At 42.0% G+C, this 19,760-nt stretch carries 18 protein-coding genes; 10 read left to right on the forward strand and 8 right to left on the reverse strand.

Annotated features, from left to right (window positions below):
• Window positions 1-337 precede the first annotated feature (337 nt).
• Window positions 338-1,129 (forward strand): hypothetical protein, encoded by a 792-nt coding sequence (locus V144x_RS16900; RefSeq protein WP_144986335.1) that lies wholly within the window; start codon window positions 338-340, stop codon window positions 1,127-1,129.
• A gap of 355 nt (window positions 1,130-1,484) precedes the next feature.
• On the opposite strand, the gene V144x_RS16905 is transcribed toward V144x_RS16900, so the two are convergent.
• A complete protein-coding gene (locus V144x_RS16905) occupies window positions 1,485-1,970 on the reverse strand; it encodes a PLAT/LH2 domain-containing protein (protein ID WP_144986337.1) in 486 nt (161 codons plus the stop codon).
• A 407-nt stretch (window positions 1,971-2,377) separates the two neighbouring features.
• Entirely contained in the window at window positions 2,378-2,842 is a 465-nt protein-coding gene (locus V144x_RS16910) for a hypothetical protein (protein WP_144986339.1), read from the reverse strand.
• A 410-nt stretch (window positions 2,843-3,252) separates the two neighbouring features.
• Between V144x_RS16910 and V144x_RS16915 the strand changes: the two genes are divergently transcribed.
• Both V144x_RS16915 and V144x_RS16920 read left to right on the forward strand, forming a co-directional pair.
• Complete coding sequence (locus tag V144x_RS16915) at window positions 3,253-3,828, forward strand: pYEATS domain-containing protein (RefSeq protein ID WP_144986341.1); 576 nt, start codon at window positions 3,253-3,255, stop codon at window positions 3,826-3,828.
• Between the two features lie 109 nt (window positions 3,829-3,937).
• Entirely contained in the window at window positions 3,938-4,291 is a 354-nt protein-coding gene (locus tag V144x_RS16920; protein ID WP_144986343.1) for a DUF2513 domain-containing protein, read from the forward strand.
• A 66-nt stretch (window positions 4,292-4,357) separates the two neighbouring features.
• On the opposite strand, the gene V144x_RS16925 is transcribed toward V144x_RS16920, so the two are convergent.
• From V144x_RS16925 to V144x_RS29095, 5 genes are all read right to left on the reverse strand, one after another.
• Window positions 4,358-4,981 carry a hypothetical protein gene (locus tag V144x_RS16925; RefSeq protein ID WP_144986345.1) on the reverse strand — a complete coding sequence of 208 codons (624 nt, stop codon included), beginning with the start codon at window positions 4,979-4,981 and terminating at the stop codon, window positions 4,358-4,360.
• A 270-nt stretch (window positions 4,982-5,251) separates the two neighbouring features.
• Complete coding sequence (locus V144x_RS16930) at window positions 5,252-6,418, reverse strand: restriction endonuclease (RefSeq protein ID WP_197998475.1); 1,167 nt, start codon at window positions 6,416-6,418, stop codon at window positions 5,252-5,254.
• Between the two features lie 339 nt (window positions 6,419-6,757).
• The gene (locus V144x_RS16935) at window positions 6,758-8,020 is read right to left on the reverse strand and encodes a hypothetical protein (protein WP_144986349.1); all 1,263 of its coding nucleotides are present in this window, start codon (window positions 8,018-8,020) and stop codon (window positions 6,758-6,760) included.
• A 264-nt stretch (window positions 8,021-8,284) separates the two neighbouring features.
• On the reverse strand, window positions 8,285-9,559 hold the full coding sequence (locus V144x_RS16940) for a hypothetical protein (RefSeq protein WP_144986351.1): 1,275 nt from the start codon (window positions 9,557-9,559) through the stop codon (window positions 8,285-8,287).
• A 913-nt stretch (window positions 9,560-10,472) separates the two neighbouring features.
• Window positions 10,473-10,631 (reverse strand): hypothetical protein, encoded by a 159-nt coding sequence (locus V144x_RS29095; RefSeq protein ID WP_232102553.1) that lies wholly within the window; start codon window positions 10,629-10,631, stop codon window positions 10,473-10,475.
• Between the two features lie 229 nt (window positions 10,632-10,860).
• Here V144x_RS29095 and V144x_RS16950 point away from each other — a divergent pair, with 229 nt between their 5' ends.
• Both V144x_RS16950 and V144x_RS16955 read left to right on the forward strand, forming a co-directional pair.
• Window positions 10,861-11,439 carry an RNA polymerase sigma factor gene (locus V144x_RS16950; protein ID WP_197998476.1) on the forward strand — a complete coding sequence of 193 codons (579 nt, stop codon included), beginning with the start codon at window positions 10,861-10,863 and terminating at the stop codon, window positions 11,437-11,439.
• 75 nt (window positions 11,440-11,514) lie between these two features.
• Entirely contained in the window at window positions 11,515-15,570 is a 4,056-nt protein-coding gene (locus V144x_RS16955; protein WP_144986355.1) for a WD40 domain-containing protein, read from the forward strand.
• 261 nt (window positions 15,571-15,831) lie between these two features.
• On the opposite strand, the gene V144x_RS16960 is transcribed toward V144x_RS16955, so the two are convergent.
• A complete protein-coding gene (locus V144x_RS16960; protein WP_144986356.1) occupies window positions 15,832-16,026 on the reverse strand; it encodes a hypothetical protein in 195 nt (64 codons plus the stop codon).
• 425 nt (window positions 16,027-16,451) lie between these two features.
• Here V144x_RS16960 and V144x_RS16965 point away from each other — a divergent pair, with 425 nt between their 5' ends.
• The 5 genes from V144x_RS16965 (at window position 16,452) to V144x_RS16985 (ending at window position 19,710) form a co-directional block, all read left to right on the forward strand.
• Window positions 16,452-16,655 (forward strand): hypothetical protein, encoded by a 204-nt coding sequence (locus tag V144x_RS16965; RefSeq protein WP_144986358.1) that lies wholly within the window; start codon window positions 16,452-16,454, stop codon window positions 16,653-16,655.
• Between the two features lie 293 nt (window positions 16,656-16,948).
• Complete coding sequence (locus V144x_RS16970) at window positions 16,949-17,320, forward strand: helix-turn-helix domain-containing protein (protein ID WP_144986360.1); 372 nt, start codon at window positions 16,949-16,951, stop codon at window positions 17,318-17,320.
• 263 nt (window positions 17,321-17,583) lie between these two features.
• On the forward strand, window positions 17,584-18,531 hold the full coding sequence (locus tag V144x_RS16975) for a toll/interleukin-1 receptor domain-containing protein (protein WP_144986362.1): 948 nt from the start codon (window positions 17,584-17,586) through the stop codon (window positions 18,529-18,531).
• Window positions 18,532-18,541: 10 nt separating this feature from the next.
• On the forward strand, window positions 18,542-19,132 hold the full coding sequence (locus V144x_RS16980; protein WP_144986364.1) for a gamma-glutamylcyclotransferase family protein: 591 nt from the start codon (window positions 18,542-18,544) through the stop codon (window positions 19,130-19,132).
• Window positions 19,133-19,227: 95 nt separating this feature from the next.
• Window positions 19,228-19,710: a hypothetical protein gene (locus tag V144x_RS16985; RefSeq protein WP_144986366.1), complete on the forward strand. Its 483-nt coding sequence runs from the start codon at window positions 19,228-19,230 to the stop codon at window positions 19,708-19,710.
• Window positions 19,711-19,760 lie beyond the last annotated feature (50 nt).

Here is a 19,760-nt window from a genome sequence, read left to right on the forward strand (position 1 = left end):
TTTGAGCCAAACTTTTTACTAATGTAAAAATTCTACATAAAGTAATAGATACAACTCATATGCTCTTAGCAAATAACAATCGTACTGAATTGAAATGACGCGTCAACAGACTGTTCCACTCATTAGTGTCTGGTAAAAGGTAATTTACCGGACAAACTATCCGGACAAACTATAAAGAATAGTGAGATACAATTTGAATCGAGCTCAGCCAGATTGCTTATTCGTCGCTTGACATTTAGTTTCGAGAATATACAGAATCACAAAAAAAGAATATTTGTCTCAATGAGGTGAGGCTGCTTATTAAGATTCCTTACTTTTCCGGCCACAGGAACAGCTTATGATTTCATTTTCGCAAGATACAATCATTAACGCCATTTCTACTCATCTTGATTCAATCCAATCGCTGTTAAATTGGGTCTTGTTGATTGCAATTCCGCTAGCATGGGCTGGTATTCATGGTTCAACAACAATTAAGACGAGTGTAATTGAAGTCCAAAGAAAATATGCATTCTATTTTGCTGGAGCATGCTTTCTCCTTGTGAATATTGCCATTCTCGTAATGTTTCTTCGTCTTGCGGATTTGGTAGAAATGCTGGATAACGCCCACGTTGTTAAAGGAATATCTGAGATGGCATTACATTCATGGGCACTAAATCCTTTTAGCTTTTACGGTACAGATTTTGTATCACGACTACAGAGTTGTGCTGGATTTGGATTACTTATTGCCTGTTGGTGGATATGCTTCACCGCACTCTCGACTCTAAGCGATGACAAAAAGAGTATTCAGTTCAATTTAATTGTATGGGTACTACTTATGCTAGGGCTAGCAGCAATGGGGGCAGTACAAATGGTTTTCAGTTCCATACTGGATCGTGTGAGTAATGTCGACATGAATTTATATGAAATACTTCAATCGACTGTTAGTGAAAGGTCACTTGCAGTTTTTGCAGGTGTTGGGGTCGGAGGCGGCATCTACTCGATTGCAATGAGTCTGAAGAAACAATTGACAGATATAAGTTCAAAGCAATCGTCGGAATCGACTAAAAAGACGCTTATTTCAAACTCTGCTACAGTACCAACGAAACAATCAATCGATGATACGAGTAAATTTCGAGAGGAAAGAAAGTAGTTCTTCAAGAGTCTCCAATCGTAAATCAAAGTGGCAAATTTGGCAAAATATGTTCGTATGATTTATTATTGCCGGTCAAGATGGTTGAATCTCTTTTTTGACTCGAAGACATATATTTCCTGGTCACTTATCTTTTATGGGATCACTGTGATATGACCGGGTAACGCTAATTACCCGGTCACTGTTCATATAGCTTTGCTAGAATACTATCTGTATGGCTCACATTATCTAGTCATCATACAGTAATCGCTTATGCCACAAGCTAACTGAAAATCTCTTAATTGAGTCGATAAACTATGGAGTATAATAAGAATTTTTTTATTCACAATTTTGTTCTATAGCAATCATAGTATTATCAATCATATTCGTATTCAGAATGGTTAGGGTCGAACGCACTGGTTGGTGGTGAATCATCATCACGATCCCGTGATAAAGATTTATTTAATTTGTAGACCGGAACTGCATTACCATTTGCGTCTGATCGATCAGTGCTCAGCCAATGTTGAGGATCCCATTGAAGTCTAGACCATTGGACATCGACATTGCCCTGCATGTTAACAGTCTTGATGGTAATAGCTGAAGGTAACCATGCATCGTTTCCGTAGATCTGGAGATAGAAGTACTCAATATCGTTAGTACGGTATCTGCGGGTCGGAAGAAACGTAAACGTGTCCGTACGCCCTCGTTCACGATCGTCTCTGTTTGGGTTGTCGAGGTTGAAGTTCTCAATACGCTCTCCACCTGAATTATATACCTTCAGTCTAACAGTGTCGTCAGTATTAGCACTTGGTACAGTGGACGTAGCAATAGCAATTTGATATTCAGCGACCCTGGTCGTCATGTCATTATCTCCAACAATCAAAGGGGAAAACTAGGCGACATTGATAGGATGTCCAACGAGAAGAAAGACTATTTGGTTGTGACAAACTCGCAAGACACGTGCTCAAGAGAACATTGTACGCAATTCTACATAGAGCTCAAGCGTATAAACACTTAATCAGTCATTATTTGTAGATTTAAAATCCTAGCTTTTTAGTCGGAGATTTCTCTTTTCCCAGCCAAAGTAGAATCGATTGGTTCAAATTAGAACGTGTTGGATGAACTCAGTTTATATCAGACCCCGCAAAGCAGACGTTGGGAATTTGACCATCAAAATAACTGGTGTTTTATTCCTCTACTAACCGTACCTGTAAACGAGCACCAAATAAATGAGACTAGGTAATAGCAATTACCCGGTTATCCCGAAAATCAATCTCGTACTGGTCCCGAAATTTTTGCACGGTGTTTGTGGTTTTTATACTTATTTTGGAGTTCCTTTAGGTCATTCTGGAGTTGTTCAATATCACTTGCTTGCTTATCAATTTTCTTTTGCATTTCATCTAGTATTTCCTTAAGCTCGCTACGCTCGTAAACACCAAATGACTGTTTTTGTGCCAATTTTATTGCACCGTCGCGAGCATGTGTCACGGTAGGATGTGGTTTTGCATTTTCGTGTGGTGTGAAGTGTGACGGAATTACATCGGCTCTATACTTTTTTGCCCCATCCTTTACAGGGTAATATCCATAAACACGGACAACTGGATATAGCACACGATAACTCGTAATTAATTCTTCTTTCTCACTTCCAGTTGGGGCTTGAGATTGTGCATGAGCCATAGTGACAAGGACTACAATTAGACTGATCGTTGCGAATTGAGAAATCTTTGGGTTCATAATTAACTCGCTCCATTTTGAAAATGTGGTATAGAAAGAAGGTAGTTTGAAATTCGCTATATAAGTGCATACATGGTATTGTACAAAAAGATGATTTCAAGAAGCACTTGCAATATTCATGTTCCCAATCATATGGTTGCGAAATAATCGATGCTTCAACAATTAGTAAGTCGGAATCCGGTGTATCAAACAATTATTGATCGTGTAACGATGTTTTACTGGACACTTTCTTTGGCAAGGTCTCAATACTAAAAAGTGTCCGGTAAATAATGTTTTACCGGACACTTTTATGCTTTAGGTAAATAGAGTTGTTATCTTGACAATTGATCTTCCTATGACATGTATTGAAAAGAAAATCAATATTTCAATACAGTTTCAGAATAATTAAAAAGTTTGTTTCGAGGAAAATCATGAAAGATTGGATACCGTTAATAACGGAACTGATTTGGCCAACTTTAATTGGATTTCTTATTTGGTGGAATAAAAAATGGTTTGTAGAATTTCTCGATATCATAAAGAAACGGGTAGAAGAAGGAGGAGAAATTCAGCTTGGGCCAGCAGGGTTCTCAGTTGGGAATGCCCCTCTTCTTCCAGCCAGCGTAAATCCCGATGATATGATAGACGATGGTTCCGAGCTTGAGAACTCACAAGACACCATCCCTGATGAACCTAGTTCCAATGCTATTGCTGATAAGATTTTACTTTCTCATAGAACTGCTTTCTGGAAAATAAAGAATGGTAGAGCTTATTACAAAATATTCATAACAACACACGCGGATAATCAGGAGACGAAGTCTAAAATACAAAAAGTCGTATATCATCTCCATCCAACATTTAAGAATCCTAGACGAGTGATATCGTCTGAAGAAAATGACTTTCTTCTTAAGACGAATGGCTGGGGAGAGTTTGTGGTAAGAGCTGAGGTTTATTTAGAAGATATAGACGAACCAGTAAAGCTCAATAGATACATTGATTTAAATCCCTAGAGTATGGAATACCGTCTAAAATATCACTGTTTTATACAAAACTATGACTCATGAAAAGTGTCCGGGTAACGGCTGTTACCAGGACAATTGAACTTTGAAAGGAAAAATAGTGAAACGTGACATGGAGCTCATCCGAGAACTTATGCTTCAGCTGGAATCAGAAAAGTTACCTCTTCTTAGTGAACCGATCAAAGACTGGAATGTCGATCAGGTAAAGTACCACAAGCGTCTGATACTAGATTCAAAATATGCGGAAGGAAAAAACCTCAGTACTTTTGAGCTCGAAGAATATCAATTGACTCGATTGACTAGCAAAGGTCATGATTTTGTTGATGCAGCTAGGGACAAAAATGTTTGGAAAACTTCCCTAAATAAAGTAATTGAAATGGGCGGAGGTGTTACGATCGCGATTTTACATGACTATCTTGTCGCAACCATAAAAAAGAATTTGGGGCTTCCCTAACACTATGCGATATAGACGAAGTTCCACGAAAAAACTCAAAGTGTCCGGGTAATGAGCATTACCCGGTCACTCTTGCACTGCTCTAGTTGGATCTGTAGGCTTGAATTTTCCAAAAAATAAAAGAGAGAAGGAATCAGATTCCGCTTTCACAACTATACTATCTAAACTTTGCCTCGAAAAAGTAATTGGTTTTTCTGAAAAAGCAAAATAAGCATAATCAACCGATTCAAATTCACCTGCAAAGGAAACTAGGTACTCATTGTCTTTTGATCGTGGTCCAATTTCTTTAATTCCATATTTTGAACGGATACCCGTTACACCTTTGCTATTTTTTGATCCACCATCATAATTAAACCATGCGGCGGCCGCTCTTCCATCCAAAGGAATCGATTTTAGTATAGAAGTAATCTCTTGCCCCTCTTTCCTAGCATCGTCTACAACTTTTTTCAGTTTAGAATCAACCTTTGCTTCTTCAACTCTTCTACGAATTTCATCATCTATATCGAATAACCCTTTAATACCAAAAAAAGCTCCGAGAAGGAGCATAAAAAAACTTCCGGAGAAGATAATCCACCCTTTACTAGCTAAAAGTTGACCATGCGTGTAGTCAACTTTTGAAATTTTTTCTTCTAGAACTTTCACACGATCAAGGATGGTATCAATATATTGGTTTTCAGTTTCAGAGTTCATATTTATTTTCCTTGTAAGAATTTTTCGTATTATTTATATAAACGTACTCATCAAAATAATATTCAAATGACCGGGTAATAGCCATTACCCGGTAAATATTTTAGAGGGTGTCTTTTAAAGGTCGCTCAAAAACGCATTTGAGAAAATGTTTGAGTTTATCGGATGAGTGCAAGAGTAACACCCAAAATCACCGGGTTGCCGCCAGCGATTCTCAGTTGACAATTCGGCCCGGACTGCAACTCCGGTGCATGGTGTTGTTATACTGCCCCGTTAGTCCATTGAGTTGAAGTATACCGGATTTCCGTCCCACCGTTCGAATAACTTGTGGTCCGCATGGAAGTAGACCGTGTCATTGTATTCCGATTTTGAACGCGTGGCGCGCATTACATTGTCGGCATTGAGATTTTCTATTGACGTCGCAGTAGTGTCCGGAACAACGGTACCGACTTGTCCGTCGCCATCGATGTGTTTGGATGGAAGATACATCAGTAGGGCTGCGTTCTTTGTTTCCTTGAGAATAATCGCAAAGCTGATGAGTGTGCAGTTATAGCCCCAACTGGCATAGACGATTTGCTCGTTATCGTGATCCGTGAGTAGCGATGATACGTGGGATTGCGTGACAAGTTGTGATTTGTCACGAAGGATTCGAGTAGATGCTGTATTGCACCATCTCTGAACATCACCCGAAGTCGCAAGCGTGATTCGCTGTTGCTGGCGATCCGCGAACTTCTTCGCGCTTGGCAGAAACCGTGACGTCGTAACGAACAGGCCGCGATTCGCCCTCTCGTCCTCAACGACAGCACTAAGGGCGGCGACGGCCTCTAGATTGATTGCGCGACTCTCTGCATACCGCTTCGCTTGAACCAACGTTGTCACATCTCCGATTGCGTCTTTGTGATAGAGACGCAAGTCGACGCCACCATCTCCAGATCCCGGTCCGAGTGTGGAGAGGTAGCCGTTATTTCGAAATACAGAATCCAGCAGTCTTTCAAAATCGCGATGGTGTAAATCACGAAGACGTTCAGGCTTGGCTTGAAAGTACTCAAACAGTTCTTCGTAGAGGTCTCCATAGTCTTCCGCGACAAGTTTGCAAATCCATTGCCACTCGAAGAATTGCTGGTAGTGGGGAATGAGTTCATCGTTCGATGGGTAGAAGCACGCGGTAACGTGGTCGTGTAGCTCGAAGTAGAATCCGGTATCATCGAAGAGTTCCGTGAACTCGTCTTCGAGTGCTGAGTCCGCATAGCCATTGATGATTTCAAAAAGAGGCCCTTCATATGTCATCACCAAGACGCACGGAATCTGGGTAGGTTCCATGTCAAAATGGGTCACCCAGTCGGTGAACGACGAGTCGTACCACAGGTCGCGTTCAGTCGCCCAATCAACAATGAGCTTTCGCAGATCTTCGAGTTTCTGTGTGAGTTCTGCGTCTGTCATTACAGCATAACTTGAATTAGACTGAATTATTTCGGTATAAACCATTAAGGGTAGAATTAGTGAAATTCTGTTTAAACAGAGATGAATTGTCAAGATAAAATTGAGGAAGTTGCTATGATCAAAGGAATTAGGTTGAATGACTTGAATTGGGAAAAGCGGAATTCTGAACGGCGATCTAAACTCATTCTCACGCCCTTCTCAATATGATTTAAATTAGTGTCTGGGTAATAAGAGTTACCCAGACATCAGCCTGTGATCTCACAAAGGAATAATGACCGGGTAACAGCTATTACCCGGACAATTTAAATAGTCAACAGGAGAATAAATGGGGCAGCTTCATCAACGAAGTGTGATGCGACGTAGCCTCGGAGTTACCTGCCAGAGTTCCCTGTCGTTTTTGACCATGTATAGTCTGCCATTTGCGAAAGCCAATTTCTTGCGTTCCGGACTAGTGTTGAGCACATCGTGAGGACTATGCTCGTCAAGAGGATTACGTATTCTCCATACGTGACCATTTTCAAGAGCGACATAAGGTTTGTTATTGTCATCTACTGCGATGCTTGTTGCAGAATATGGAAGCGAGTAACGTATTTTTCTCGGTTTGGCTTGCCAAAATTGTGTCCCATTCTTAATTCTGTAAACTTTATTCCGGTAATTGGCAGCCACGTGTGTAGTGCCAGGATTAGCTATTAACTTGAAATCATCTACGTTTTTTTTGCCTCCCCATCGAAATAGTTTTTCATTATCGACAATCATGTAAAGTCGATTAGTGTGAAGAATGGACTTCCTACCATTTGGTGCTGGGATTCGAATTATTTGAGGTTTTACTTGAAAAAATTGGTTTCCACGCTTAACCATGTAGACCTTTCCATTAATTCCCGTTAACTGTTTTTCTTCCTTAGTCCATTTTTTGCCAGAATCGAAGATCGGTGTTGGCACTCCGTTCTTGAACTGCCACATCTGATACTTTTCCTTTACCATCAAGAGTCGATCTCCTCCGTTATAAAGGACCTTCTGTTCTTCAGATGAATCAATCGTTACCATTTCATTACCACCAGTATATCGTAGTACTTCCGAACCGTCTCTTAGCAAGTAAACAGCTTCATTCGTGCCAACAATACTAAGCTTTTCGGCAGTTTTGGGCACTCCACTGGTAGAAAGTCGGTAAACCACAAAGAAAATCCATGAACGGGGTGTTTCGGAATAAACATATTTATTGCCTTCTCGATGCTTCACCCAAATTTGACCGTACGTATAAGGTTTTTCTCTACTGATATCGACTCCCACCTCCTTTGCTTCTTGGTCAATTCGATCTACGTCTTTTTTAAAGTCTTTACTCACACGCTTTATGGTTTCCATCCATAACGGGTTTCCATCTCTATCTGTAGCACCCATTGCCCCTAAACAAATCTCTGCTGTAGCGCGTGCTCCGTCTCTAGCATGAATTGTGCGTGAAAATCCCACATAGTAGTTGGGGTATCGATCCCGAATTCGCTGCTTTCCTTGTTTTTCTTTTTTACGATTGTAATCGCGGACTTCATCGGCGAAACCATTGGGAATAATCGTAAAAACAAAAAGCATCGTAAAAATAAATCGCAACATGGCATGATCCTTATGTTAAGATGATTTCTACTTTTTTAGTAGATAAATTTTGTCCTCAAGAAAAAGTAAAATGAAAAGTGTCTGGGAACGACTGTAACCCGGTCATAATCAAAAGATCGCATAAAAAGTGACCGGATAGAAATAGTTACCCGGACACTTAGAATACTTGAGAGATTTGAGATGGAATCGAATTATTCGTTCTAATCAATAGATAAAGTTCCCATTCTTGTTCGCCATGTATGTAGACAACTTGTCAACATGGTATTACTTCAGCTCTGCGTGATTACCAACAATATGGTGAATGAAATATCCAATCCATTTTTCTTCAATAGTTCGGCCAGGGATTGGTTTCAACTGATTCTCGATTGATCCTTCGGGGAATTGAAGGTCAATGATTGCCTTCGGTCCACATGGCGGCAAATTTTTCCAGACTTGTAAGAGGCGACGATGAAACTCTTTATATCCCTCTTCATTTGGAGGATTTCCTACAACGTGATGGAAGATAAACCCAATCCATTTTGCCTCGTTTGACCTACCAGGAATGTCTTTGAGTTGTTCCGCTAAAGATCCTTCTGGGAATTTGAGTTCTTTAATCGCTGAATTGCCTATGGGCGGTTTTTCTTTCCAAACGTTTTTGAGGCGACGATGAAATTCTTTGTATCCCTTTTCATTTGGAGGATTTCCCACAATATGATGAATCAGATATCCAATCCACTTAGCTTCAATTGACCGTCCCCGAATTGGCTGAAGCTGATTTTTAATACTACCGCGAGGAAACTGTAGTTCAATAATGGCAGGCCTTCCTACAGCAACGGGATTTTGCCACGATTGTACTAATCTTCGGTGGAATTCAACGTACCCATCACTTTTCGTGACGCCTAATGAAACACAGTGAGGTGCTTTTTCATATGCCTCTACTTCAAGTTTATTGTTTCGATAATTCTGATTTGACCGTTTGTATTCTTTGAAGTACTGATATCCAAAATTGGAAAGTGATTTCCTAAATCGCTCATATTGGCGAGAGTGCATTAATTCGTGCGACATTAAGTCACAAACGTCCTCATCACTATGTTCGCCTTTCTGCCAGCGCGTATAAATATCGTAACCATACGTTTGCGCATCAGACTCTGTGTCTGTTAGGCGTACTTTGAATTTCGCCGCTGCCCATTCGTCAAGTGTTGGTGTTCCCCAATGGACGGTTACGCGATCAACTAAGTCATCATAAAAAGGGCGAAGTTTGTGCTTAATATTTGCAGGAAGTGCTTCACCAGTAGACGATCGTTTGGCCATGATCTTTGCGGCAGTCACATAGGCGACTCGCCCAGCTTCACCCCAGAGCTCTTCTGAAGCATTGGGTGGATTGAGATTGCGAATTTTTTCCCAAACGTCTTTTATTTCTCTCCCAGCATTTTCGAGTTCCCTCTGAAAGTCGTTTGCTGTAGGAGGCTTGGTTGGAATTCTCGGTGGCTTAATTCGGATAAGTTGGGCGTTGGTGGTTATAGGTACGGATAGAAAAAGAAAAATCAATACATAGCGCATGGTAGTTCTCCAAAGTATTAGGTGTTACTGTAATCAAACAATTAGACACATAGTTATTGAACTATTTACGATCTAATTTATAGTTGAGTAAATCCAAATAAATCATTGAATTTGATTCCATTTGAAAGAATTCTTTACATAACAAAATGAGAATTTGTTACCTCTGTTTTCCTGAATTATCATTCAAGGTACGTACCAATTCCCCAGTTTTGAAGTTAAGGGGGAAACCTGAAAATCAGAAATTAGATGTAATTGAAAGTAATTCAAAAGTATTAACATCAAAAAAATGATCTTGATATTTATTAAATGCATTTCTGGGGCATCAAGCGGACAGCCATTCCAAATTTTATTGTAGAAAAAATAAAATTAGCATCGATGGGTCATTATTTACCGCTACAAAATATTTTGTTTCGTGAGATACAGTTGTTCGATGAAGAATCTAAGAAGCAAGAGATTCAGTTGTACGATCACCAAGGCAATTTCTGCATCCTAGTGTTGACCTAGTTCCCTTAACCATATCCCTCTGAATTATGGAAACATTTCGACTTTGGATTTTTTTTAGAGAGAGTGATAAATAACGAAAAACAATTTACTATTGAGCAGATCATTCCGATTTTTTTGTGATGCGAAATTCGAACTGGATCGTGGCGAGACGATTGGTCTAGACAATAAAAATTGGAAATGAACGATCAATACGTAACGAATACGTCGGAGTTCGTACCGATCGGCCACACCGATGATCCCAGGGGCATAGACTTTATATCCGTCCGGCTGTTTCATGGGAAACGATTCAGTTCGTTGACGACGTCAATAACTTAATCGTGAGAGTCTGGACTGGTGGACTTTCTTCATCAACTTGACTTTAAAATTATTCTGATTAGTAAATCGATAGACTATGTGAATTTTGAAACATTCAACGAACGAGTTGGAGAGGAATTTCTAAACCAGTAGTAGTTTTCCCGCGTGTTCGAGGTTCGAAATCAAATCGACCAGTGGCGGCTGGATTATAAAGAAAACCGCCCACATAGCTCACTATGAAACCAAACCCCTGTGTAGTCTGCGAAAAATTCATCCCTGGCGCGCCAGGGATGAATTTACCTTGGATTTCTAGCATTCCAACTGGTACAGAGTTGGGTGCAAGTTCAAGTCAAAATAAGATATTTAGGGAAATGATGGACTTATATGATTGAACTACGTAGGAGATTTAATAGAGTAAAAGTATATAAATATACCTCAGGTCTATGTGTTCAAATGAATTTGGTTACATCTTTGATTTTCCCATCTTAAGAAGGCAGCACAAATTGACTGCACAAAGTTCGTTCCAGGACCTTCTAAACCAACTTCAGAGAGGCGATCAAGATGCAGCAACAAAGATATACGAACGCTATGCACAGCAATTGATTGCAAAAGCTCGCATCCATCTCGGTACACGTTTACAAAACAAAGTGGATGCTGAAGATTTAGTGCAATCGGTATACCGCAGCTTTTTTCACCGCTTTGCCCAAGGACAATATGAGTTGGAGAACTGGGAGAGTTTGTGGGGGTTGCTGATATTAATCACACTCCGAAAGTGTGGTAGAAAAATCAATCATTTTTATGCAAACAAACGTGATATCAATCGGGAAATAGAACCAAATATTGGAACAGAGGAATCAGCAAGACACTGGGAAGCGATCGCACGAGAGCCCACACCAGAAGAAGCAGCAGTGTTAACTGAAACTATGGAGCAATTTTTGGAAACATTTAATCCCAGACAGAGAAATATGATTACTCTTTTCCTCCAAGGATATACGCAACAAGAAATTAGCAGTCAAGTGGGTTGCAGCGAAAGAACTGTGCGCCGTGTTCTCGACCTAGCACGAATAGAACTGAATACTTGAGGAGGATTGAATCTCGTTCCATCTAGGATTACTTGGCTTTGGATGAAGATGTCTTATGTTAAAGGTTGATCTCCTATGAATTCGCAATTACGACAGGGACATATTTCTGTGGTAGACCAGAAAACGGTGGAGAAAATTGTTGAACGATTCGAAGTTGCCTGGCAAACGGCTACTCCTCCTGCTATAGAAGATTTTGTTCCTGAAACCGGACATTTACGAACTGTAGTGATCATTGAACTAGTCCATTCTGATCTTGATTTTCGCATTAAAGCGGGTGAACGAGTTCGTATTGAAGAATACTTCAATCGATTTCCCGAACTTCACAAAGACAAAGAAACGTTCTGTGAGTTGGTTGAAGCAGAATATCACATTAGACAACGACAGGAGCCATTGCTGAACCCCTCAGAATACTGGGCACGATTTTCTGAACAGCATCAACTCCTTCGACAGATCTTTCCAGATCAAGTGATAGTTGCAGCAACAGGTCACTCTTTTAATTCTTCACCGTCTCTTAAAGAAGAGACGACGAATCCACCTAAAACAAGGAGAGATCCAGCAGACATTCAAGGCAAACAGTTCGGGGATTATGTCCTGATTGATGAAATTGCACGGGGTGGAATGGGGGTCGTTTTCAAAGCCGAGCAAAAAAGGCTTAATCGTGTTGTAGCCTTGAAGATGATTCTGGCTGGACAATTAGCAACAGAACATGACATCAACCGTTTTCAACAGGAAGCGGAAGCGGCAGCCAAGTTGGAACACCCCAATATTGTACCAATCTATGAAGTGGGTGAACATCATCAACGACATTACTTCTCGATGGGGTTGATTGAAGGGAATAGCCTGGCAGATCAACTCAAAGAAAGCCCATTGCCATCGGAAGAAGCAACTCGTATTTTGATCGCTGTTACTGAAGCGGTTGCGTATGGTCATGATCAAGGGATCGTTCATCGTGATTTGAAGCCTGATAATATTTTAATGGACAAAAACGGGCAACCTCGTGTGACAGATTTTGGGTTAGCTAAATCACTTGGCGAATCTAGTGGGATGTCAGTCACGGGACAAATCATGGGAACTCCTAGCTATATGCCTCCCGAACAGGCGAGAGGAGATCATAGTGCCATTAATCAACTTTCAGATGTTTATTCACTCGGTGCAGTTCTCTATGCTACATTAACAGGTCGGCCTCCCTTCCAGGCTGCGAATGCCATGGACACCCTCAAGCAAGTTCTTGAACAAGAACCAGTTTCACCTCGTCAACTGAACCCGGCAGTCGATGCGGATCTTGAAACCGTTTGTTTGAAATGTCTGTCGAAAGAAAAGGCAGGACGGTATCAGTCAGCAAATGCCTTAGTAAAGGAACTAGGGAGATATCAAAATGGAAGACCCATTAAGGCTAGACCTATTGGAATAGGCACACGTTTCGGGCGGTGGTGTAAACGTAACCCGATAGTGGCTGGATTGAGTACAGCTCTGGCTGTTTCTCTGGTGATTGGTACTATAACATCAGCCCTTTTCGCCGTAAAAATGAACAGAAGCGCGATTGAAGCAAGAAAAGCAAGTCAAGAAGCAGCTGAAATGTCTGAACAGCGACGTATTGCACTTGTTAATGCAGAAGAGGCAATAAAGAAAGAGCGACGAACAGCTGAAACTGAACGTAAAGCACGACAAAAAGCGGACCAGTTATTGTATGCTAGTCAGGTTAGAACGTCCCAACGCCTTTTGAAAGAAACACATATTTCAGCAGCCAGAAACATACTGATGGCAACGAGCCCGACCTTACGGAGCTGGGAGTACTCTTATCTCTACAGTATGTTAGATGTGAGCAAGCAGACACTCCAGGGACATCTCTCTAAAGTCATCAGTGTCGCCTTCAGTCCGGATGGAACGCGCATCGTCAGTGGTAGTTGGGACAACACAGTGAAGATTTGGGATGCCACGCAGGGTCAGGAAATACGCACACTCAAGGGACATAAAGGCAGAGTCAACAGTGCCACATTCAGTCCGGATGGAACACGCATTGTTAGTGGCAGTAATGACAACACGGTGAAAATCTGGGATGCCGCGCAGGGCCAGGAAATACGCACACTCAAGGGGCATACCTCTGGGGTCACCAGAGTCGCCTTCAGCCCGGATGGAGCACGCATCGTCAGTAGCAGTTTTGACCACACTGTCAAAATCTGGGATGCCACGCAGGGCCAGGAATTGATCACAATTCGAGGACATTCTAAATATGTCACCAGTGTTGCTTTCAATCCGGATGGAACACGCATTGTTAGTGGCAGTAATGACAACACGGTGAAAATCTGGGATGCCGCGCAGGGCCAGGAAATACGCACACTCAAGGGGCATACCTCTACGGTCAGCAGTGTCGCCTTCAGCCCGGACGGAACGCGCATCGTCAGTGGTAGTCACGACAACACGGGCATAATTTGGGATACCAAACAAGGTCGGGAGTTGATCACACTCAAGGGACATACAGATAGTGTGACCAGTATCGCCTTCAGCCCAGATGGAACGCGAATAGTCAGTGGCAGCTGGGATTTCACCATGAAAATCTGGAATGCCGCGCAGGGCCAGGAAATACGCACACTCAAGGGGCATACCTCTTCGGTCAGTAGTGTCGCCTTCAGTCCGGATGGAACGCGCATCGTCAGTGGCAGCCGGGACAACACGGTGAAGATTTGGGATGCCACGCAGGGTCAGGAAATACGCACACTCAAGGGACACACAGACAGAGTCACCAGTGTCGCCTTCAGTCCGGATGGAACACGTATTGTCAGTGGTAGTGGAGACAAAACGGTGAAAATCTGGGATGCCGCGCAGGGCCAGGAAATACACACACTCAAGGGGCATACCTCTTCGGTCAGTAGTGTCGCCTTCAGTCCGGATGGAACGCGCATCGTCAGTGGTAGCTGGGACAACACGGTGAAGATTTGGGATGCCATGCAGGACCAGGAGTTGATTACACTCAAGGGACACACAGACAGAGTCACCAGTGTCGCCTTCAGTTCGGATGGAACGCGCATCGTCAGTGGCAGTAATGACAACACGGTGAAAATCTGGGATGCCGCGCAGGGCCAGGAAATACGCACACTCAAGGGGCATACCTCTGGGGTTCGCAGCGTCGCCTTCAGCCCGGACGGAGCACGCATCGTCAGTGGCAGTGGAGACAAAACGGTGAGAATCTGGGATGCCACGCAGGGCCAGGAATTGGTCACACTTCGAGGGCATTCTAAATATGTCACCAGTGTTGCTTTCAATCCGGATGGAACACGCATCATTGTTGGCAGTTACGACAGCACAATGAAAATCTGGGATGCCAGGCATGGTCGGGAGTTACTCACACTCCGGGGGCATTCCTCTGGGGTCAGCAGTGTCGCCTTCAGTTCGGATGGCGCGCGCATCGTCAGTGGCAGTTTAGACAAAACGGTGAAAATCTGGGATGCCACGCAGGGCCAGGAGTTGCTTACATTCCAGTGGTATAGCTCTGGGGTCAGCAGTGTCGCCTTCAGCCCGGATGAAGTACGCATTGTCAGTGGTGGTGGAGACAACACGGTGAAAATCTGGGATGCCGCGCAGGGCCAGGAAATACGCACACTCAAGGGGCATACTTCTGGTTTCAGCAGTGTCAGATTCAATTCGGATAGAGCACGCATCGTCAGTGATAGTAATGACAAAACGTTGAAGGATACACCGTCAGTCGTTCTCGCCCGTGAAAGAGGATTAAATCTCAAGATACCTAGCTACAATGGAATACGAATGGGTATCTCACTGGATAAGATGAAGAATGAATTAACGAAGCAAGGCATCAAATATGGAAACTTTTTCACGTATAAAGATGGCAAAGGTTTTGTTGTATCTAATACTAGTTTTCGGTTCACATCTAGCAACAAACTCTTTCAGATATATGTGTTCGGCCCAAGCATGAAAATCCAAGGTGGACTTAAATTGCAATCTTCGACAATTAAAGAGTTTGAAACATTTCTAGGAGTTCGCAGTACAAAAACAAAAGCACCAAATGGACACGAGTTCCATCACACAATAATTGGTGATACAGCAGAGCTTATTCTGATCTCTCGAAATGATACTCCAGAGATAGTTTCTTATATTATGTTGACGATTCGAAACTGAAAGTCTGATTAATCATTTGAACTGGTGCCATAGCTTTGACGTTACTCTTACCTTTGTTCGATATACACAAACGTTTTGTTTAATGCGTTTTTAAACGACTCTTTTAAAAGAAACTCTATAAAATATTGACCGGGGTAACTGATGTTACCCGGTCACTTTATCATTAATAGGTGGCGCCATTCACGCGATACGATTTCATTTAAACCCTAATTGACGTCTCTCAGGGCAGATTGCGATCGTATTGGCAAAATCAATGTACAATTAATGAACATCCTTGATCGACGGGGATTCATTGACTGGTTGCCGTGGATACCGTCTCTTCAAATCGTCGATCAATGGCATCAACGTTTTTCTTGCGAGCCCTCGAATTGAGATATTCTCTTTTGCCGCGTAACGACATAGCGGCCACCAGTCATCCCGATCAAGCTCAATCGTAATTGTTTTTTTTCTTCTCATAATCCAACTGCCCTTGACTTTTTTAAACGAGTTAATGCGAAATTGTAACTGCGAAAAGAAACTGGTGTAGAATGATGGATCGCATGAAACGCCAGTCATTTTCAGAGAGCGGTAGGGCATGGATGAATTACCGCTCTTTATATCATTTCTTAATCAGGCAAGGAAGCCGAATCAATACTCGAATAAACTCCCTCTCAAGCCACTTGATGGTAAGACAACCTATCCCACTGCATTTCTGACAATTGTATTTTCCCTACGTGGGTTCCGGACATGATCGATGAAGGTGCGCCAGCTCCTGATGACGGATCGCTCTTTTCTTTAATGAGTACGCTCCACATTGGCAAGAGGGGCCTCAACGGAAACAGGTTTCGTCGTCTTATTTGCTCTGATCTATCCCGGATTGAAATTGTTGAAAGGAATCAAATATGAAAAGCCACAGCTCAAATGATCGTCCAGCAGATAAATTACCGGGAGCTGATCCCGTCGTTCAGTCTAATGAAGATCTCGACAAGGCTTTGAATGAGCTGTCATACCTGGACGAGTTTGATCAGTCGACCAATGAAACTTGCACCAGGTACATCGAGCAACTCGAGCAGGAATCTGAGCAACAAAATAATGGTTTTGATTGAGGGAGAGAAGAAAAGCAATTCGTTTCCACTCAGCTCGGTAAGCGTTTAAGATCAGCCAGCCAAGTACAAGCCCGGCTAAAAAATTCGCGGGTCCTCCTGCGGGGGCCCCGGGGTCGCGCGCGGTTCCCTAATCGCAATTTTTTGGTCTCAAAACGCAATTTTAAGTCACTTCTTCTTCTTCCTATTAAATTGATAGGCAAAAAATCAGAAAAGCGATCGTCCAAAAAAGTCGCATCAAAACGCACCACCTCAAAAACGAAATAAACACCTAAAAAACAGGCTCCAGTGAAAAAATGGAGCCGGTCAAATGTATCATTGGATTTACTGTCGCTGCCGAACGGTGGGACGTGAGCGACAAGGCGATTCGGAACTGGATCAAAAAAGGACTTCCGGTTAGCGGATCTCAACGAAGGAGAGTTTTCGATGTTTCTGAGTGTGATGCGTGGGTGGCATCTTATCGCGATGAGATGCTGATCAGTCGGGAAGAATACGAGTTGTTTGCCGCAGAATGTGTGATCGAGGCCCGCGACCAGATGTTGACACTACCAAAGGAAATGCGGCGGCATCTCTGCAAAAAGTGTCAGTCAAAAGTGAAAGAGATGCAAACAATGATTGAGCAGACATTGCAGCGGTTATCTGAAATCGAAGAGGGACCGAAAAAATGATCGCTCATACTTCTCATCCCATACCGAACCACGTGGATGATGACGAGACGCCGTTTCATTTTGAGGGCGTTTACCAAGATTGACCGGGTAACCGTAATTGCTCAGTCATTTTTCTTTGAAAAGCGATAGTTGCAATATACTGGCCAAATATTCATAATTAATTAGTCAGAGAACTCTGGAATCGTTGTTCAAAATATACTGATTGCAATCACATGATTTAGGTGGTCTTTCAATTAGTAAATCGAAATGAGGTGTTATTTCTGATGAAAGTTTTTTTCAGTCACTCAAGTCGAGACAAATCGCTAGTTCGTGAGATAAAGAATCACTTTCCTGACCACTTTTCTGTTTGGATCGATGAAAAAGAACTCTTAATTGGAAGAGATTTATCTCAGAGTATTAAAAATGCGATCAGTTCTGATGAGGTAGATTTTGTAGTTCTTTTTCTGAGCACCTATGCCCTTTCTTCAAATTGGGTGGAGCAAGAACTCAAATGGGCTCTTGAACGTGAAAAAGTGTTAAAACGTACTTTTGTCATACCTGTTTTATTAGAAGACATATTATCGAGCGTTGAACCGCCTGAAATTCAAGATCACCTTTGCCTATCTTGCTTCGATCAGAGTGAAAGCTTTGTCAAGTATTTTGCTAACCATCTTTATGAAAAAATAGTACAGCTCCATTTCAGTGAAATGGCCGACCGAAAAGTTGAATTGAAATCAAAGATTGAACTTAAATGTTTGGATGGTCTATACCATATGCGAAGCTATGATGAGATCTACAATTTAGCAATTAAATTAGTTGATGGCGCTAAAAGTCATATTTACTCTACGGCATTTGGTGGCGGCAAGTATGAAGGCCGAGCTGAATTTATTGAGAGTCTTGCTAAAGCAGGGGCGCGTAACGTTCATCATAAAGTAGTGTATTCAAATCGCCTATCGATAGCTCGTAATCGAAGTATGCTAGATCGTAAACAGGCATTCGAGAAAATGGGGGCAAGTGAATTTATTCAATTCGCTCTTGCAGAACCATGGGGAGCAGATTTCTTAATAGTTGATAATTGTCATGTTCATCTATCGTACCATCAGCCAGCTGGTGATGCTTTACAAGCTGGTTTAGAGATAACCAATACTCCCAATGGTGTCAAAGCGATAAGTGAATGGTTTGAAAAAGTTGTCTGGAATGACAATGGTGTAGATTTCGGTGCACTTCTCTAAGGAAAAATTGATGGCTCAATTTTTGTTTGTGTATGGTAGCTTGATTGGTTCAGATAGCGAATGTCTAATTGGTCCCTCATTAAGCCGCGTGCCAGCACGCGTGATTGGTTTACAGCGAGGATGGTTCTTACCTATTCCAGAAGATTGTGATATGGGACTAGGTGTAGTTTTTCAAAAAGACTCTACGTGCAACGGGGTTGTGTTAGAAATTAATTCTAAGACTATTTCAGAAGCCGATGAACGTGAGATTCAACACGGTTATTCGCGTGTGCAGATTCCATCTGATACGATAATTGCATCTAACCGATCTTACAATAGAGATGACAAGGTCTGGGCATATATCACTAACAATGCTCAAAATCCTTCAAATATGAACCCGATTGCCCAATCTTATATTGACGTTGTGCTTAGTGGCTGTATTGAGATCAGTAAAAAATTCGCGAAAGAGTTTGTCGAAACAACGCATGGATGGGAGTTTCCTTGGATTGATGATCGTCAGATGCCAAGATACCGTCGTGCGATATCGACAAATGCTGAACAGGTAGACGAATTATTGGAGCAAGTTATTCCAACGGAATTCGCTCGTCGACGGGTGATTTAAAAAGAAATTGGTCATAGCTTCCAAATATCAGACTTACTTTGCTGTGACTGATTAAAAAAACCAATCTTCTTATGTACGTTTACGGATTATCAAAAATGAAATGGAAAGAATGGTTAGATAAATGGAGTATGTCCAGCGTAAAGCTCAGTGCTGGATTTGCAGAACTGGAATTTAGTCCCAAAGATCCAGATAGGGATGCTGCGTGGGAGTTATATATCGAATTGTTAACACGCGTCACAACACAGCATGTACTACCAGAACACAACGAGGAAAAAACAGCTCTGACTAGTATTTATAAGTTGTTTGGCTTGACCCGTGAAACACTAAAAAACCAAGGTCGACAATGTAACGAGTTTACAAAAATAGCAATTCCAGTTCTTAATCAGGTTGTTCGACCATTCACATCGAAGTGGTATAGGAAGTCTTTGGATGGAGCCTTTGAAGATGAGGTGATTTCTCAAGAGTTCCATGTGGAGTTGGCAGATATTCAAATACAACTGCGTAAATACACTAAGATGCTCGCAGATATGGCTAATGTCGAGGATCTAACTGAATTGGATGATACACACAATAAGTAAATGACTGGTAAAGTTAAAGCAGTAGCCTTACACAGCTGTAATTCAGTGTG

The organism is Gimesia aquarii (genome assembly GCF_007748195.1).
GTDB lineage: Bacteria > Planctomycetota > Planctomycetia > Planctomycetales > Planctomycetaceae > Gimesia > Gimesia aquarii.

Excerpts from the sequence above, each read along its gene's own strand:
- V144x_RS16900 (WP_144986335.1), top strand. The coding sequence starts at position 338 with ATGATTTCATTTTCGCAAGATACAATCATTAACGCCATTTCTACTCAT.
- V144x_RS16905 (WP_144986337.1), bottom strand. The coding sequence starts at position 1,970 with ATGACGACCAGGGTCGCTGAATATCAAATTGCTATTGCTACGTCCACT.
- V144x_RS16910 (WP_144986339.1), bottom strand. The coding sequence starts at position 2,842 with ATGAACCCAAAGATTTCTCAATTCGCAACGATCAGTCTAATTGTAGTC.
- V144x_RS16915 (WP_144986341.1), top strand. The coding sequence starts at position 3,253 with ATGAAAGATTGGATACCGTTAATAACGGAACTGATTTGGCCAACTTTA.
- V144x_RS16925 (WP_144986345.1), bottom strand. The coding sequence starts at position 4,981 with ATGAACTCTGAAACTGAAAACCAATATATTGATACCATCCTTGATCGT.
- V144x_RS16930 (WP_197998475.1), bottom strand. The coding sequence starts at position 6,418 with ATGACAGACGCAGAACTCACACAGAAACTCGAAGATCTGCGAAAGCTC.
- V144x_RS16935 (WP_144986349.1), bottom strand. The coding sequence starts at position 8,020 with ATGTTGCGATTTATTTTTACGATGCTTTTTGTTTTTACGATTATTCCC.
- V144x_RS16940 (WP_144986351.1), bottom strand. The coding sequence starts at position 9,559 with ATGCGCTATGTATTGATTTTTCTTTTTCTATCCGTACCTATAACCACC.
- V144x_RS29095 (WP_232102553.1), bottom strand. The coding sequence starts at position 10,631 with ATGAATTTTTCGCAGACTACACAGGGGTTTGGTTTCATAGTGAGCTAT.
- V144x_RS16955 (WP_144986355.1), top strand. The coding sequence starts at position 11,515 with ATGAATTCGCAATTACGACAGGGACATATTTCTGTGGTAGACCAGAAA.
- V144x_RS16960 (WP_144986356.1), bottom strand. The coding sequence starts at position 16,026 with ATGAGAAGAAAAAAAACAATTACGATTGAGCTTGATCGGGATGACTGG.
- V144x_RS16965 (WP_144986358.1), top strand. The coding sequence starts at position 16,452 with ATGAAAAGCCACAGCTCAAATGATCGTCCAGCAGATAAATTACCGGGA.
- V144x_RS16970 (WP_144986360.1), top strand. The coding sequence starts at position 16,949 with ATGGAGCCGGTCAAATGTATCATTGGATTTACTGTCGCTGCCGAACGG.
- V144x_RS16975 (WP_144986362.1), top strand. The coding sequence starts at position 17,584 with ATGAAAGTTTTTTTCAGTCACTCAAGTCGAGACAAATCGCTAGTTCGT.
- V144x_RS16980 (WP_144986364.1), top strand. The coding sequence starts at position 18,542 with ATGGCTCAATTTTTGTTTGTGTATGGTAGCTTGATTGGTTCAGATAGC.
- V144x_RS16985 (WP_144986366.1), top strand. The coding sequence starts at position 19,228 with ATGAAATGGAAAGAATGGTTAGATAAATGGAGTATGTCCAGCGTAAAG.